The following is a 14,800-nucleotide window of genomic DNA, read 5'->3' as shown; positions in this document are numbered from 1 at the left end:
CCGCGCGCGCGGCCGCCGCGAACGGCGCCTCGCCGTCGCAGCCCGCCGGCGCGCGCTTCGCGGTGCAGCTGGGTTCGTTCCCGGACGAGGCCACCGCGCGCGGCTGGGCGGACAAGTTGAAAGCGGCGGGGGTGCCCGCATATGTCGAACATCGCAAGCAGGCCGACGGCAGCGCGACTACACTGCTGCGTGCGGGCCCGTTCGCCGACCGCGCGGCCGCCTCGGCGGCGATCGCGAAGGTGCGCGACGCGGGCCTGACCCAGTAAGCGCCGATGCTGACCGCGTTCGACTACGCCGTGCTGGCGGTGATCGGTCTGTCGGCCTTGCGCGGCGCGTGGCGCGGCTTCGTCTCCGAGATCTTCGGGCTGATCGGCTGGCTGGTGGCGTTTTTCGTGGCCTGCCGTTATGTCGGCGTCGTGCTGCCCTATATTCCGTCCACCTGGCCGGGCGGGGCGCTGACCCAGTGGGTGATAGCCTTCGGGGCGATCGTGATCGGCGTGGTGCTGGTCGCCGGCGTGGCCAATGCGCTGCTGTCGCGCCTGGCGCAGGCCACCGGCCTGGGCGGCGTGGACCGCTCGCTGGGGCTGCTGTTCGGGCTGCTGCGCGGCGTGCTGCTGGTCTTGCTGCTGGTGGCCGCGGCCGGGCTGACCGAACTGCCGAAACAGGATTTCTGGCGCAACGGGCTGTTGCGTCCCTTCGCCGAGCAGGGCGTGCGCGATCTGAAGCCGTTCCTGCCCGACGGGCTGGCTGCGTATATCCACATCTGATTGCGCAGCGGCCGAAACCGTTTTTGTATCCTTGAAGGACCATGCCATGTGCGGCATCGTAGGTTTTATCTCTCACTCCCCGGTCAACCAGCTCATCTATGACAGCCTGCTGCTGCTGCAGCATCGCGGCCAGGACGCAGCCGGCATCGTGACCGCGGACGGCAGCAACTTCCACATGTACAAGGCCAACGGCATGGTGCGCGACGTGTTCCGCACCCGCAACATGCGCAGCCTGCCGGGTACCGCGGGCATCGGCCAGGTGCGCTACCCGACGGCCGGCTCGGCCTCGAGCGAGGCCGAGGCGCAGCCGTTCTACGTCAACGCGCCGTTCGGCATCGTGCTCGCGCACAACGGCAACCTGACGAACATGGAACAGCTCAAGGACGAGATGTTCCGGATCGACCGCCGCCACATCAACACCAACTCCGACAGCGAAGTGCTGCTCAACGTGTTCGCGCACGAGCTGCAGCTCGCCACCACCGGCCTCGAGCTCGACCCGTCCGCGGTGTTCAAGGCCGTCTCGGGCGTGCATCGCCGCGCCCAGGGTTCGTACGCGATCGTCTCGCAGATCGCCGGCTACGGCATGGTCGCCTTCCGCGACCCGTTCGGCATCCGCCCGCTGTGCATCGGCAAGCAGGAAACCGAGCAGGGCGTCGAATGGATGCTGGCTTCCGAGTCGGTGGCGGTGGAAGGCATCGGCTTCGAGTTCGTGCGCGACGTGGCGCCCGGCGAGGCGATCTTCATCGGCCAGGACGGCAGCTTCCACAGCCAGCAGTGCGCCGAGAACCCGAGCCTGAACCCCTGCATGTTCGAGTGGGTCTATCTCGCGCGTCCCGATTCCTGCCTCGACGGCGTGCCGGTCTACAACGTGCGCCTGCGCATGGGCGACTACCTCGCCGAAAAGATCAAGCGCGAGCTGAAGGACGTCAAGATCGACGTGGTGATGCCGATTCCCGATTCCTCGCGCCCGGCCGCCATGCAGGTGGCCAACAAGCTCGGCGTGGAGTATCGCGAGGGCTTCTTCAAGAACCGCTACGTCGGCCGCACCTTCATCATGCCGGGCCAGGCAGTGCGCAAGAAGTCGGTGCGCCAGAAGCTCAATGCCATGAGCATCGAGTTCAAGGACAAGAACGTGCTGATCGTCGACGACTCCATCGTGCGCGGCACCACCTCGCACGAGATCGTCCAGATGGCGCGCGATGCCGGCGCGAAGACGGTGATCTTCGCCTCGGCCGCGCCGCCGGTGAAGTTCCCGAACGTCTACGGCATCGACATGCCGACGCGCAACGAGCTGGTCGCGCACGGCCGCTCGGACGAAGAGGTCGCCAAGATCATCGGCGCCGACTACCTGATCTACCAGGACGTCGACGACCTGCGCCGCGCGGTGCGCGACATCAACCCGGAGATCCACAACTTCGAGGCGTCCTGCTTCGACGGCAACTACATCACCGGCAACGTCAGCGCCGAGTACCTCGATTCGCTGGAGCGCGCGCGCCTGGCGCCCGCCTCGCAGCTCGACCGGGACCAGAACGGCGAATCCTCGCGCTCGCAGATGAACCTGCAGCTGTCGGTCGAATGAGCGCCGGCGCGCATCGTTTCGCGCTCGCGTGTTACGATGCGCCTTGCGTCGATTTGATTCAGCTTGCGGACGCGGGGCAATCGCCCCGAAACAGCTAAAGCGAAGGCCGGCACCGCCGGCTGGAGTCCAGGCTGTGGTACCGCACTGAAGCCCGCTGATGCCGACGCGTCGCGGGCTTTTTCGTTGGCCTTTCGGCCTTCAGTGGCGCGCCCCTGACGCGGCGCGCAGGAACCCGGATAAACCAGACATGGACGACTCTCTCAGCCTCGAAACCCTCGCGGTGCGCGCGGGCACGCTGCGCAGCGAATACAACGAACATTCGGAAGCGCTGTTCCTGACCTCCAGCTTCTGCTTCACGAGCGCCCAGGACGCCGCCACGCGCTTTGCGAACTCCGAGGACAACTACACGTATTCGCGCTTCACCAACCCCACCGTGACGATGTTCCAGGATCGCCTGGCGGCGCTGGAAGGCGGCGAGGCCTGCATCGCGACGGCTTCGGGGATGGCGGCGATCATGTCGGTGGTGATGTCGGCGCTGCAGGCAGGCGACCACCTGGTCAGCTCGCGCAGCCTGTTCGGCTCGACGCTGGGCATGTTCTCGCAGATCTTCAGCAAGTTCGGCATCACGACCACCTTCGTCGATCCGACCGACCTGAACGCCTGGCGCGAGGCGGTGCGTCCCGAAACCAAGATGTTCTTCCTCGAGACGCCCTCGAACCCGCTCACCGAGCTGGCCGACATCGCCGCGATCGCGACCGTCGCCAAGGAGGCGAAGGCGCTGTTCGTGGTCGACAACTGTTTCTGCAGCCCGGCGCTGCAGCAGCCGCTCAAGCTCGGCGCCGACGTGGTGATGCACTCGGCCACCAAGTTCCTCGACGGCCAGGGCCGCGTGCTGGGCGGCGCGCTGGTGGGCTCGAAGGAATTCATCACGGGCAAGGTGTTCCCGTTCGTGCGCAGCGCCGGGCCGACGCTGTCGGCCTTCAACGCCTGGGTGCTGCTCAAGGGCATGGAGACGCTGTCGCTGCGCGTCGAGCGGCAATCGGCGAACGCGCTGGAGATCGCGCGCTGGCTGGAGCAGCACCCGGCCGTCAAGCGCGTGTTCTACCCCGGGCTGGCGTCGCATCCGCAGCATGAGATCGCCAAGCGCCAGCAGAAGGCGGGCGGGGCGGTGGTGTCGTTCGAGCTCAAGGGCGACACGCCCGAGGCGCAGCGCGCCAATGCCTGGCGCGTGATCGACCATACCCGCGTGGTGTCGATCACGGCCAACCTGGGCGATACGCGCACCACCATCACCCACCCGGCCACCACCACGCACTCGCGCATCACGCCCGAGGCGCGCGCGGCGGCGGGGATTTCCGAAGGCCTGATCCGGCTCGCGGTCGGGCTGGAGAGCGCCGAGGACCTGCGTCGCGACCTGGCGCGCGGGCTGGATAGCTGAGCGAACCGGGCGTGATCGAATCGAGCGGGGCCGGCGCGTAAGCCCGGCCCCGTTTCTCATGGTCTCGCCTGGCCGCGGGTCAGGCCGAGGCCGCGCCCTCGGCGGCGCGCGCCGCCTCCATCATCCAGCGCAGTGTTTCCTCCAGCGGCGTGACCGGCAGCTCGCCGATGCGCTCGCGCAGCTTCGCGCGCGAACCCTTCAGGATCTTCACCTCGTTGCCGCGCACGAAGCGCGGATCCACCGTCACGTCGATCACGTAGCCGGCGATGCGCGCCAGCATCGCCAGCACTTCCTTGAGCGAACAGGCGCGTTCCGAGCAGACATTGAAGGTCTCGCCGATCGGCGCGGCCTCGACCAGCCGCACATAGGCGGCGGCCACGTCGCGCACGTCGGAGAAATCGCGGCTGACGTCGAGATTGCCGAGCGAGATGCGCGGCGCATGGCTCGCGTAATGGGCCACCAGCTTGGGCAGCAGGAAGTTCTCGCGCTGGCCCACGCCGGTGTAGTTGAAGGGCCGCGCGATCACGATCGGCAGTCGTTCCGACCAAAGCCGCGCCGCGTATTCCATCGCCAGCTTGCTGACGGCGTAGTCGTTGGCGGGATCGGGCGGCACGCTCTCGTCGATCGATTCGACGCGCGCGTTGCCGTAGATGTTCGCGCTGCTCGCCAGCAGCACGCAGCGCGGCCTGGCGTCGAGCGTATCGAGCGCGGCCAGCAGGTTGCGCGTGCCGACCACGTTGACCAGGTAAAGATCGCTCGGGTCGTTGTCGGCCACGTGCGCCAGCGCGGCGAGATGGATCACCGCGTCGGGCCGCGCCTCGGCCACCGCCTCGCGCAGCGCGTCGGGATCGAGCAGGTCGGCCTGCAGCAGCCTGGCGCGTGCCAGAGCCGGGTCGGCGGGCGGCGCGGCTTCGGGCGAGACCGTGCCCCAGACCTCGTAGCCGGCCGCCTCCAGCGCCTCGGCCACGTAGCGGCCGGTGAAGCCGGCCAGGCCGGTGACGAGCGCGCGGCGGCGGCCCGCTGAATCAGAAGGTGTCATGGTGTTGGTTACGCGTGATGTCGGCCTCCACCATCATATGGCACAACTGCTCGAGCGTCGTCCGCGGCTGCCAGCCCAGCTTCTCCTTCGCCTTGTCGGCGCAGCCGATCAGCAGGTCCACCTCGGCCGGCCGGTAGAAGCGCGGATTGATCTGCACCAGCACCTTGCCGGTGGCGGCATCCAGCCCGCGTTCCTGCTCGTCCTTGCCGGTCCATTCGAGCTGGTAGCCGGCGGCGGCGAAGGCCATCCGCACGAAGTCGCGAACCGTCTCGGTGCGATTGGTGGCCAGCACGAAGGTATCGGGCTCGTCGGCCTGCAGCATGCGCCACATGCCTTCCACGTATTCCTGGGCGAAGCCCCAGTCGCGTTTCGCGTCGAGATTGCCGAGCTCGAGGCGGGGCGCCTTGCCGAGCTTGATCTTGGCGACCGTGTCGGTGATCTTGCGCGTGACGAATTCGCGGCCGCGCAGCGGCGATTCGTGGTTGAACAGGATGCCGCTGGAGCCGAACAGGCCATAGGACTCGCGGTAGTTGACGGTCATCCAGTGCGCGTAGAGCTTGGCCACGCCATAGGGGCTGCGCGGATAGAAGGGCGTCGACTCGACCTGCGGGATCGCCTGCACCTTGCCGAACATTTCCGAGGTCGAGGCCTGGTAGAAGCGCGTCTTCGGGCTGACGATGCGGATCGCCTCGAGCAGGTTCAGCGCGCCGATGCCGGTGACCTCGGCGGTGGTGATCGGCTGGTCGAAGGACACGCCGACGAAGCTCTGCGCGGCCAGGTTGTACAGCTCGTCCGGGCGCGTGCGTTCGAGCAGGCGCAGGCAGGAACCGAGATCGGTCAGGTCGTGCTCGACCAGGTTCAGGTTCGGGTGCTGCTCGACCCCGAGTTCGGCGATGCGCCAGAAGTTGGTGGAGCTGGTGCGCCGATAGGTGCCGGTCACGCGATAGCCCTTGTCGAGCAGCAGTTTCGTCAGATAGGCGCCGTCCTGGCCGGTAATGCCCGTGACGATGGCGGTACGTGCTTGGCTCATGAATGTTTCCGGAATGAACGAGTGAAGGGAGTCAGGCGGTCGGGCGCGGCGTCGCGACGATCACCGGTCGCGCGGGGCCGCGCGTGAGCCGCCGTTCGAACGCGAACCAGGTGAAGCTGGCGTAGGCGAGCGTGATCGCCAGCGCGAGCACGGCCGTCAGGTAGCGGTTCAGGTGCCAGGGCCAGAGCGCATAGAGCACGCTGAGGTGGACCAGGTAGACCGTGTAGCTGATGGTGCCCACATAGACCAGCACCGGATTTGTCAGCACGCGCTGCACCAGGCCGCGGCCGCGCAGCGCGATCACCACGATCGAGGTGCACAGCAGCAGCGAGATGCTGTAGAGCGCGGCATTCGAGAGCGGCGTATTGGCGGCGCGAAAACGCGGGTTCGACAGATGCAGCCAGGCCAGCAGCGCCAGCGCGATGCAGGCGCCGGCCACCGCCAGGCCGGTATAGGGCTCGAGCGCGCGGCGGTCGCGGCGCAGCAGCACGGCCAGCAGCGCGCCGGCCGCCAGCAGGTCCATGCGGAACGGCGTGAGGTAGTAGATCGGCCAGAACGAATCGAACCAGGGCGTGGCGATCGCGCGCAGCAGCGGCGCCGCGACCACCAGGGCGGCGGCCACCCAGGCCAGCGCCCGCTCGGGACACAGCAGCACCACGAAGGGCCAGAAGATGTAGAACTGCTCCTCCACGGCCAGCGACCACAGCACGTTGAGGCTCTCGTGGCCGATGCTGCCGAGCGACAAGCCGATATTGGTCGAGAAGAACGCGTACCAGGGCCAGTGCGCGAGCCAGCCGGCGCCGAACAACAGGGTGGAGACCACCAGCAGCAGCGCGTAGGGCGGCAGGATGCGGCGCGCGCGGCGCACGTAGAAATGGCGGAACAGCGGCAGCCCGCGCGCCTTGCGGTCGAGCAGGATGCCGGTGATCAGCAGGCCGCTCAGCACGAAGAACAGGTCCACGCCCATCCAGAGCGGCGCCTTGAGCGCATGCTGCAGGAACACGGCCATCACGGCGATGGCGCGCAGGCCGTCGAGCTGGACGATACGGCCGGAATGGGGCGAGGGCGCGGAAGCGGGAGTGTCGATCGTCATCGTGTCCGGAAGGGCGAGCCCGACGGCGCCTGCGCCGGCTCTCCATGTGCCGCGGCCGGAGCGCCGAAACGCGCAAGCTTTCCGTCGGTAAAAGTTTGCGGGTCGATTCGAGCCGAATTCTAGGGAAAAGAAATCGGCAAAAAATCCATCGAGCCATTGCCGATGGCTGAACGATTTTTTCGTGGAATGGATCCCTGCATCATCCGGCGCGGCTGAACAAGACAGCGGCGCGCCTCCCGAACCCCCGGTACAGCGGGCCGCGTGCCCGGTACATGTTACGACGCGATGCACGAATGCCCGGTCGATCTTGCCGCGCCGCATCGAACTCGACTCGTAAATACCGAATCCCGCCGCGACCAATGAGAGATTGAAACATTTACGGCGCCGCGGAAATTATTCGGATTTTCTTGTGATTATTTTCGCTTGTAACCTGCGTCGCACCGTACCTGCGGGCAGGCCTGACGCGGTGCCGCATCGAGGTGCATGGCGGTGCTCGGCAGGTGCCGCGCCGGGCATTTCACCTGATTCGCGCCACCACCTCCCCGCGGGCACGGAAGCGCCGTTCATCACCGCCCGCCCGCCAGCCCATTCCGGAGAGCCGCATTGCGACGTCCGCTACTGATCGTCCTCGCCGTCCTGATTTCCTTCGTCTGCCTGCCCGGCCGCGCGCCGGCCGAAACCGTGCTCGATGCCACCACCTCGTGGATCGGCAATACCCATGGTTACGGCGACGGCAGCTGGACGCAGATCGATATCCGCGCGATCGCCGTGACGCCGCAAGGCAAGGTCTATACGAACGCGCCCTGGGACGAGAGCGGCGCCGAGGCCAGCGTCTACCAGGACGGCAAGATGCTCGGCTTCGCGGGTGGCACGCATGGCTGGGGCAATGCCGGCGGCAGCGCGATCGCCGTCAACGATCGCTATGCCTATGTGGCGATCGGCGTGGGCAACGAGAAGGGGCGGCTGGTGAGCCCCGGCATCTGGCCGGAGAAGGGGCGCCAGTGGTGGGGCATCTCGCGCCGCGCGATCGGCGACATGCGCCAGCCCGCGCCGTTCCGCGCGGCCACCGCGGGCGACTCGCGCGCGAAGATGGCGGCCAGTTTCCTGAAGGTCAACGACGTGCCGACCGGCACGCGCGACGAGGTGGGCGGCCTGGCGGCCTCGATGAAGCGGCTCTACGCCACCGATCCGAATCACGACAGCGTGGATGTCTACGACGCCGAGACGATGGACAAGCTGTCCTCGTTCAGCGCGCCCGAGCCGGGGCGCATCGCGCTGGCCGCCGACGGCACGCTGTGGCTGCTCTCCAAGACGCTGACGGGCCCGGCGAAGCTGCTGCACGTGCGCGCCGACGGCCGCCCGATCGACGACGCGCCGGCCCTGCCGGCCGACAGCGAGGCGGTGGACGTGGCGGTCGACGCGAAATCGCGCGTGCTGGTGGCCGACAACGGCCCGCGCCAGCAGATCCTGATCTACGCGAAGCAGGGCGACAAATACGTGCCGGCCACGCCGCTGGGCGAGCGCGGCGGGATCTTCTCCGGCGTGGCGGGCCGTCCCGGCCCGGGCCGCTTCAACGGCCTGACCGGCGTCGGCGCCGATCGCGACGGCAACATCTATGTGTCGATGAACGGCATCGGCCCCAAGCAGGGAACCATCGGCGCCGGGCTCGGCGCCACGCTGGCCAGCTACGACGGCGGCGGCAGGCTGCGCTGGCAGGTCGACGGCCTGCTGTTCGTCGACGGCGCGAGCATCGATCCGGCGCGCCCGAACAGCGTCTATACCGGCAACAAGCGCTTCGAGCTCGATTTCTCGAAGCCCGCCGGGCACGAATGGAAATACGCGGGTTTCCTGTCGAACCGCTTCAAGTACCCCGACGATCCGGTCTTCAACACCGACCAGTGGCCGGGCCTGCCGACCGCGCGACGCCTGGACGGTCACACCTTCCTGTACCTGACCGACATGTACGCCGATCACCTGAAGATCTACCGCTTCGACGCGAAGCGCGACGGCGAGACGGCGATTCCCTCGGGCTTGTTCGCGGGCCGCGCGCGCGGCGTCGACAAGATCCCGAACCGGCCGCCGGGCGGCGACTGGATCTGGCGCGACCTGAACGGCAACGGCCATTTCGAGGACGGCGAATTCACGCTGAACACCAGCGGCAAAGCCAAGCCCGGCGGCTGGGGCTGGTGGGTCGATACCAACGGCGACATCTGGCGCGCCAGCGACAAGCGCGGCATCTTCCGCTTCCGCTACGGCGGCCTCGACAAGGTCGGCAACCCGATCTACTCCTACGACAAGCTCAGCGCCTACCCGGTGCCCGAGCCCTTCACCGAGCTGCGCCGCGCGATCTACGACCCGGCCGGCGACACGCTCTACGTGACCGGCTACACCGCCGATGCGGCACCCAAGCCCGGCATCAACAAGGAGGTGGGGCGCGTGCTGGTGCGCTACGACAAGTGGTCGAGCGGCACGCCGGTCAAGCGCTACCAGGTCGAGCTGCCCTGGGCGCCCGATGCCAAGCCGATCCTGAACCTGATCGGCCTGACCGTGGAAGGCCGCTACCTGTTCGGCGTCGAGCCGGTCGGCATCGTGCACGTCTACGACAAGGACAGCGGCCGCGAGCTCGGCGTGATCAAGCCGGGGCCGGAAGTGGGGCGCGCCTCGGGCTGGGTCGACGTGCCGTTCGGGATCAGCGCGCATCGCCGCGACAACGGCGAGTACCTGGTCTTCGTGGAGGAAGACGCGCGCGGCAAGGTGATGATGTATCGGTGGACGCCGCGATGAGGGAGGAACACGAGGCAATGATGGCGATCGAGCAAGTCGAGCAAGTCGGGCGGGACCTGCCGGGGCGACGGCATGGATAAGCGCATGCTGAGGAACGTCGCGGTGAACTTCGTCGGGCTGATCCTGCCGACCTTCGTGTCGCTGGTGACGGTGCCGGCCTACATCCACACGCTCGGCGTCGATCGCTACGGCGTGGTGAGCCTGGTGTGGACGCTGATCGGCTATTTCGGGATCCTCGACCTGGGCATGAGCATGGCCGCCCAGAACCAGATCTCCAAGGCGCTCGCCAGCGGCGACCCCGAGCAATGCGAGCGCGTGTTCTGGAGCGCCTGCTGGCTCAATCTCGGCACCGGCATCGTGGGCGGCCTGCTGATCTATTTCGGCGCCTTCATCTACACGGCCTACTTCACCAAGGTGTCGCCGGCGCTGCAGCACGAGGTCTACCAGGCGCTGCCGTGGCTGGCCTGCGCGATCCCGATCGCCAACGTGTCCTGGGTGTTCTCGGGCGCGATCAACGGCGCCGAGCGCTTCGGCATCTACAACGCCAACCAGACCTTCGGCACCTTCCTGTTCCAGTTGCTGCCGCTCGGCGCGGCCTGGCTGATCGCGCCGAACCTGCAGTCGGTGCTGGCCGCCGCGGTGCTGGCGCGCCTCGTGGCGGCGCTGCTGCTGGGCCGCGCCAGCCTGCGCGTGCTGAACATCCGGCGCGTGGCGCCGCCGCGCTGGCAGACCGCGAAGGAACTGTTCACCTTCGGCGGCTGGATGCTGATCGCCAGCACCGCCAGCATGGTGGCCGATTCGCTCGACCGGGTGCTGCTCGGCGCCCATCTCGGCGCGCGCTACGTGACCTACTACACGGTGCCGCAGAACCTCGTCACGCGCCTGAACATGCTGCCCAACGCGGTGGTGCGCACGCTGTTCCCGCGCCTGTCGGCGATCGATCGCGACCATGCCGACAAGCTGGTGCGCCAGTCGCTGGAATTCCTCAACGGCGTGTTCACGCCGATCATGATCGTGGCGATCTTCGCGCTGCAGCCCTTCCTCGACCTGTGGGTGGGCCCCGAGCTGGCGCTGCAGTCCGCGCCGGTGGGCCGGGTGCTGGTGATCGGCATCTGGCTGGTCGGCCAGGCCAGCGTGGTGCGGATCCTGATCCAGTCGCAGGTCAATCCGGCGCGCGCCGGGCTGGCCGGCGTGATCCAGCTGCCGTTCTTCGTGGCGGCGCTGTGGTTCGGCGTCGCGCACTTCGGCCTGATCGGCGCGGCGGTGGTGGTGGCCGCGCGCGCGCTGGTCGACTACGGCGTGCTGCTGATGCTGTCCTCGGTGCGGCGCCGCCCGATCCTGCTCGACATGGCGGCCCACCTGGCCTTCCTGCTCGCCAGCCTGGCGCTGGCCTGGACCGGCCCGACGCTGCTGGAAGCCATCGCGCTCTGCGCACTCGTGGCCGCGCTGAACATGGCGTGGTCGCTCTTGACGACGCCCGGCCTGCGCGCGCTCGCGCGCGGTGCGATCGGGCGGTTGATTCCCGGGAAAAGCGTATGAAAGGCGAACTCGTAGAACGCTCGGCGGCTTCCTTCGCGCGCCAGCTCCAACCGGCCGCGGCCGCCGCCGGCCGGCAATTCGGCAAGCCCGCGGGCCGGCCGCTGCGCGTGGCCATCATCCACGACTGGCTGGTCACCTATGCCGGCGCCGAGCGCGTGCTGGAGCAGATCATCGCCTGCTTCCCCGACGCGGACCTGTTCAGCCTGGTCGACTTCCTCGACGACCGCGGCTTCCTGCACGGCCGGCCGGTCACCACCTCCTTCATCCAGAAGCTGCCGTTCGCGCGCACCAAGTACCGCAGCTACCTGCCGCTGATGCCGCTGGCGATCGAGCAGCTCGACGTATCCGCCTACGACCTGGTGATCTCCAGCAGCCACGCGGTGGCCAAGGGCGTGCTGACCGGGCCGGACCAGATCCACGTCAGCTACGTGCATTCGCCGATCCGCTACGCCTGGGACCTGCAGCACCAGTACCTGGAGCAGTCGCAGCTCACGCGCGGCCCGAAGTCGATGATGGCGCGGCTGATCCTGCACTACATCCGCAACTGGGACATCCGCACCTCGAACTCGGTCGACGGCTTCATCGCCAATTCGGCCTTCATCGCGCGGCGCATCCGCAAGGTCTACCAGCGCGACGCGGCGGTGGTGTTCCCGCCGGTCGACGTCGACGGCTTCGCGCTGTCGACCGACAAGGAGGACTTCTACGTGACGGCCTCGCGGATGGTGCCGTACAAGAAGATCGACCTGATCGCCGAGGCCTTCTCGCGCATGCCGGGGCGCCGCCTGGTGGTGATCGGCGACGGCCCCGACATGGCCAAGGTGCGCGCCAAGGCCGGCCCGAACGTCGAGGTGCTGGGCTACCAGCCGTTCTCGGTGCTGCAGGACCACATGCGGCGCGCCAAGGCCTTCGTGTTCGCGGCCGAGGAGGATTTCGGCATCTCGGTGGTCGAGGCGCAGGCCTGCGGCACGCCGGTGATCGCCTACGGCAAGGGCGGCGCGCTCGAGACGGTGCGCGACGGCGCCGTCGACGCCACGCCCACCGGCCTGTTCTTCGAGGAGCAGAGCGTGCCGGCGATCGTGGCCGCGGTGGATGCCTTCGAGGCCGATCCCGCGCGGTTCCGGCCCGAGGTCTGCCGCGCCAATGCCGAACGTTTCGCGACCCAGCATTTCCGGCGCCGCCTGGTCGAGCAGATCGAGAGCCTGCTGCCGGACGCCCAGGCCCGCGCGCGGGCCGGCGCCCGCGAGGCGGGCACCGCGGCGGCCAGCCAGGTGCGCGCGCTGGTGCTGGACCAGAGCGGCGTGCTCGGCGGCGCCGAGCTGTCCCTGCTCGAATTCGTTACGCACTGGCGCGGCAGCGCCAGCGTGCTGCTGTTCGACGACGGCCCGTTCCAGGCCGCGCTGGCCGAGGCCGGCGTCGAGGTCGAGGTGCTGAAGTCGCGCGGGCTCGACGGCGTGCGCAAGCAGGGCGGCGCCTCGCTGCGCGCGGTGGGCGGCCTGCTCTCGCTGGTGCGCGAGGTGGTGCGCCGCGCGCGCGAGGTCGACGTGATCTATGCCAATACGCAGCGCGCCATGGTGGTCGGCGCGCTGGCCGGGCGCATCGCGCGCAAGCCGGTGGTCTGGCACCTGCGCGACATCGTCAGCCGCGAGCATTTCGGCGCCAAGCAGTTATTCGCGATCCGCCGCTGCGCGCGCCTCGGGCTCACGCGCGTGATCGCCAATTCGAATGCCTCCGCGCAGGCCTACCTGGCCCTCACGGGCGGCGAGCAGGAATCGGTCGACGTGGTGTTCAACGGCATCGACGCGGCGCCCTTCGTGGCGCTCGACGCGCTGCCGCAGGCGGTCCTGCGCGCGCGGCTGGGCTTGCCGGAACGGGCCTGGATCGTCGGCTCGTTCAGCCGCCTGGCGCGCTGGAAGGGGCAGCACCTGCTGCTCGATGCGGCGATGCGCGATCCGGACCTGCACGTGGTGCTGGTCGGCGCGCCGTTGTTCGGCGAGGACGAATACGCGGCCGAACTGCAGGACCTGGTGGCGCAGCGCGGGCTGGGCGAGCGTGTCACCTTCGCCGGCTTCCAGCGCGATATCGCCAGCTGGATGAAGGCGGTCGACGTGGTCGCGCATACCTCGATCACGCCCGAGCCGTTCGGGCGCGTGATCGTCGAGGGGATGCTGGCGCGGCGCCCGGTGGTGGCCGCGCGGGCCGGCGGCGTGATCGAGATCATCGACGACGGCGTCAACGGCCTGCTTTGCGAGCCCGGCGATGCGCCGTCGTTGTCCGCGGCGCTCGGCTCGCTGCGCCACGATCGCGCGCGGCGCGAGGCGCTGGTGGCCAACGGCTTCGAGACGGCGGTGCGCCGCTTCGGTACCGCCGGCTACGTGGAGGCGGTGGAGCGGATCCTGGTCGAGGTCGCGCGCAAGAAGCGCTGAGCCCAGCGCGCGAGCCTGGCGCCGGGCGTGCCCGCCTGCCCGGCGCCGGCCGCCGGCTTCAGGGCTTCAGGGCGCCAGCAGGCGCGCCGTCAGGAAGGCCATCACGCGCTGCTGCGCGTCGGCGCGCGCTTCGGGGTCGGTGCCCTCGATCGGCACCACGCCGTCGCGGGTGCGGAAGGCCGGCACCTCGTGCACCGGCATGTCCGGCCAGTCGAAGTCGTGATAGGCGTTCGGGTAGGCCTGCAGGCTGGCCTCGGTGCCCTCGGCGAGCGAATTCATCAGCGCCTGGCAGGGCGCCAGCGGCGTCCACACGTCCCGCGCGCCGATCAGCGCCAGCAGCGGCACCGGGCTGGCCCAGCTGCCGCCTTGCCGCCTGGTATTGCAACTGGCCGGATAGAAGGCCACGGCCGCGCGGAAATCGCCGTCGGGCAGGCTCGCGGGCCGCGCCGGGCTGGTGGCGCGGATCGTGTTGAGCAGGGTGCCGCCGCCTTGCGACCAGCCCATCACGCCGACCCGGTCGGCGCGCACCTCGGGCAGCGCCTGCAGGTAGCGCAGCGCCGCGTAGGCGTCATAGGCCCGCGCGCGGTAGATTTCGGCCACGAAATGCGCCGGCGCGCACATCTCGCCGTGATCGCGCGAACCCAGGCTGTCCACCATCAGCACCGTGATGCCGGCGTCGTTCAGGCGCCGCGCCCATTCGCGCTCGCGCGATTCGATCCGTCCCGCGCGGTTGTAGAGGCCGCCGCAGCCGTGCAGGAACACCATCGCCGGGTGGCGGCCCTCGCCGGGCGCGGGAAACAGGTAGGCGCTCAGCGAGGTCGCCGGCGGACCGTCCAGCGACGGGAAGTGCACGGTCTGTGGTTGGGCCTGGGCGGCCGTGGCCGCGCAACAGAGCAGCCAGGCCAGGCAGCGCGCCATGAGCAATCGCATCGGGTGTCTCCTCGCTGGATCGGGATCCTTCCAGGGGACAACGCCGGGCAGGTGCGAGCGGTTGACTCGCGCCGGCGCGTGCCGGACGGATCGCGCCCGCTGCAACTGGCGACGGGCCGCCCGCGATGCGCGCCGAGCCGGGGCGTGCCTTGCCGTGCCGGGCGCGCATCGCCGCGCG

11 protein-coding genes are annotated in these 14,800 nt (G+C 69.0%); 7 read left to right on the top strand and 4 right to left on the bottom strand.

Going from position 1 to position 14,800, the window contains the following annotated elements; genetic code table 11:
* The 4 genes from F3J18_RS30225 to F3J18_RS30210 all read left to right on the top strand — a co-directional run.
* Window positions 1-266, top strand: a 266-nt coding sequence (locus F3J18_RS30225) for an SPOR domain-containing protein (protein ID WP_205195619.1), incomplete at its 5' end; no start/stop codon positions are given.
* 6 nt (window positions 267-272) lie between these two features.
* Entirely contained in the window at window positions 273-767 is a 495-nt protein-coding gene (locus F3J18_RS30220; protein WP_013690572.1) for a CvpA family protein, read from the top strand.
* Between the two features lie 46 nt (window positions 768-813).
* Complete coding sequence (gene purF, locus F3J18_RS30215) at window positions 814-2,346, top strand: amidophosphoribosyltransferase (protein WP_025098889.1); 1,533 nt, start codon at window positions 814-816, stop codon at window positions 2,344-2,346.
* Window positions 2,347-2,593: 247 nt separating this feature from the next.
* Window positions 2,594-3,784, top strand: a complete 1,191-nt coding sequence (locus F3J18_RS30210) for an O-succinylhomoserine sulfhydrylase (protein WP_166915815.1) — start codon at window positions 2,594-2,596, stop codon at window positions 3,782-3,784.
* A 79-nt stretch (window positions 3,785-3,863) separates the two neighbouring features.
* Here the strand turns inward: F3J18_RS30210 and F3J18_RS30205 are convergent, their stop codons facing one another.
* Genes F3J18_RS30205 through F3J18_RS30195 form a run of 3 tightly spaced genes read right to left on the bottom strand, consistent with a single transcriptional unit; the run spans window position 3,864 to window position 6,946 of the window.
* Window positions 3,864-4,823, bottom strand: coding sequence for an NAD-dependent epimerase/dehydratase family protein (locus tag F3J18_RS30205; protein WP_046580981.1), 960 nt, complete (start codon window positions 4,821-4,823; stop codon window positions 3,864-3,866).
* On the bottom strand, window positions 4,810-5,853 hold the full coding sequence (gene gmd / locus F3J18_RS30200; RefSeq protein WP_025098886.1) for a GDP-mannose 4,6-dehydratase: 1,044 nt from the start codon (window positions 5,851-5,853) through the stop codon (window positions 4,810-4,812). Before gmd ends, F3J18_RS30205 begins: the two co-directional genes overlap by 14 nt.
* Before the next feature lie 31 nt (window positions 5,854-5,884).
* Window positions 5,885-6,946, bottom strand: a complete 1,062-nt coding sequence (locus tag F3J18_RS30195; RefSeq protein WP_166915814.1) for an acyltransferase — start codon at window positions 6,944-6,946, stop codon at window positions 5,885-5,887.
* Window positions 6,947-7,582: 636 nt separating this feature from the next.
* Here F3J18_RS30195 and F3J18_RS30190 point away from each other — a divergent pair.
* The 3 genes from F3J18_RS30190 to F3J18_RS30180 all read left to right on the top strand — a co-directional run bounded on the left by F3J18_RS30190 (window position 7,583) and on the right by F3J18_RS30180 (window position 13,692).
* The gene (locus F3J18_RS30190; RefSeq protein WP_205195620.1) at window positions 7,583-9,730 is read left to right on the top strand and encodes a hypothetical protein; all 2,148 of its coding nucleotides are present in this window, start codon (window positions 7,583-7,585) and stop codon (window positions 9,728-9,730) included.
* A 72-nt stretch (window positions 9,731-9,802) separates the two neighbouring features.
* The gene (locus F3J18_RS30185) at window positions 9,803-11,269 is read left to right on the top strand and encodes an oligosaccharide flippase family protein (protein ID WP_025098883.1); all 1,467 of its coding nucleotides are present in this window, start codon (window positions 9,803-9,805) and stop codon (window positions 11,267-11,269) included.
* Window positions 11,266-13,692 carry a glycosyltransferase family 4 protein gene (locus F3J18_RS30180; RefSeq protein WP_166915812.1) on the top strand — a complete coding sequence of 809 codons (2,427 nt, stop codon included), beginning with the start codon at window positions 11,266-11,268 and terminating at the stop codon, window positions 13,690-13,692. Before F3J18_RS30185 ends, F3J18_RS30180 begins: the two co-directional genes overlap by 4 nt.
* A 66-nt stretch (window positions 13,693-13,758) precedes the next feature.
* Here F3J18_RS30180 and F3J18_RS30175 read toward each other — a convergent pair whose 3' ends face one another.
* The gene (locus F3J18_RS30175) at window positions 13,759-14,622 is read right to left on the bottom strand and encodes a dienelactone hydrolase family protein (RefSeq protein ID WP_166915810.1); all 864 of its coding nucleotides are present in this window, start codon (window positions 14,620-14,622) and stop codon (window positions 13,759-13,761) included.
* Between the last annotated feature and the right edge of the window lie 178 nt (window positions 14,623-14,800).

The sequence above is a fragment of the Burkholderia sp. Ax-1720 genome (assembly GCF_011753035.1).
Lineage (GTDB): Bacteria > Pseudomonadota > Gammaproteobacteria > Burkholderiales > Burkholderiaceae > Burkholderia > Burkholderia gladioli.
Note: the sequence above shows the minus strand (reverse complement) of the source record. Positions and strands in the feature narration are given on the sequence as shown.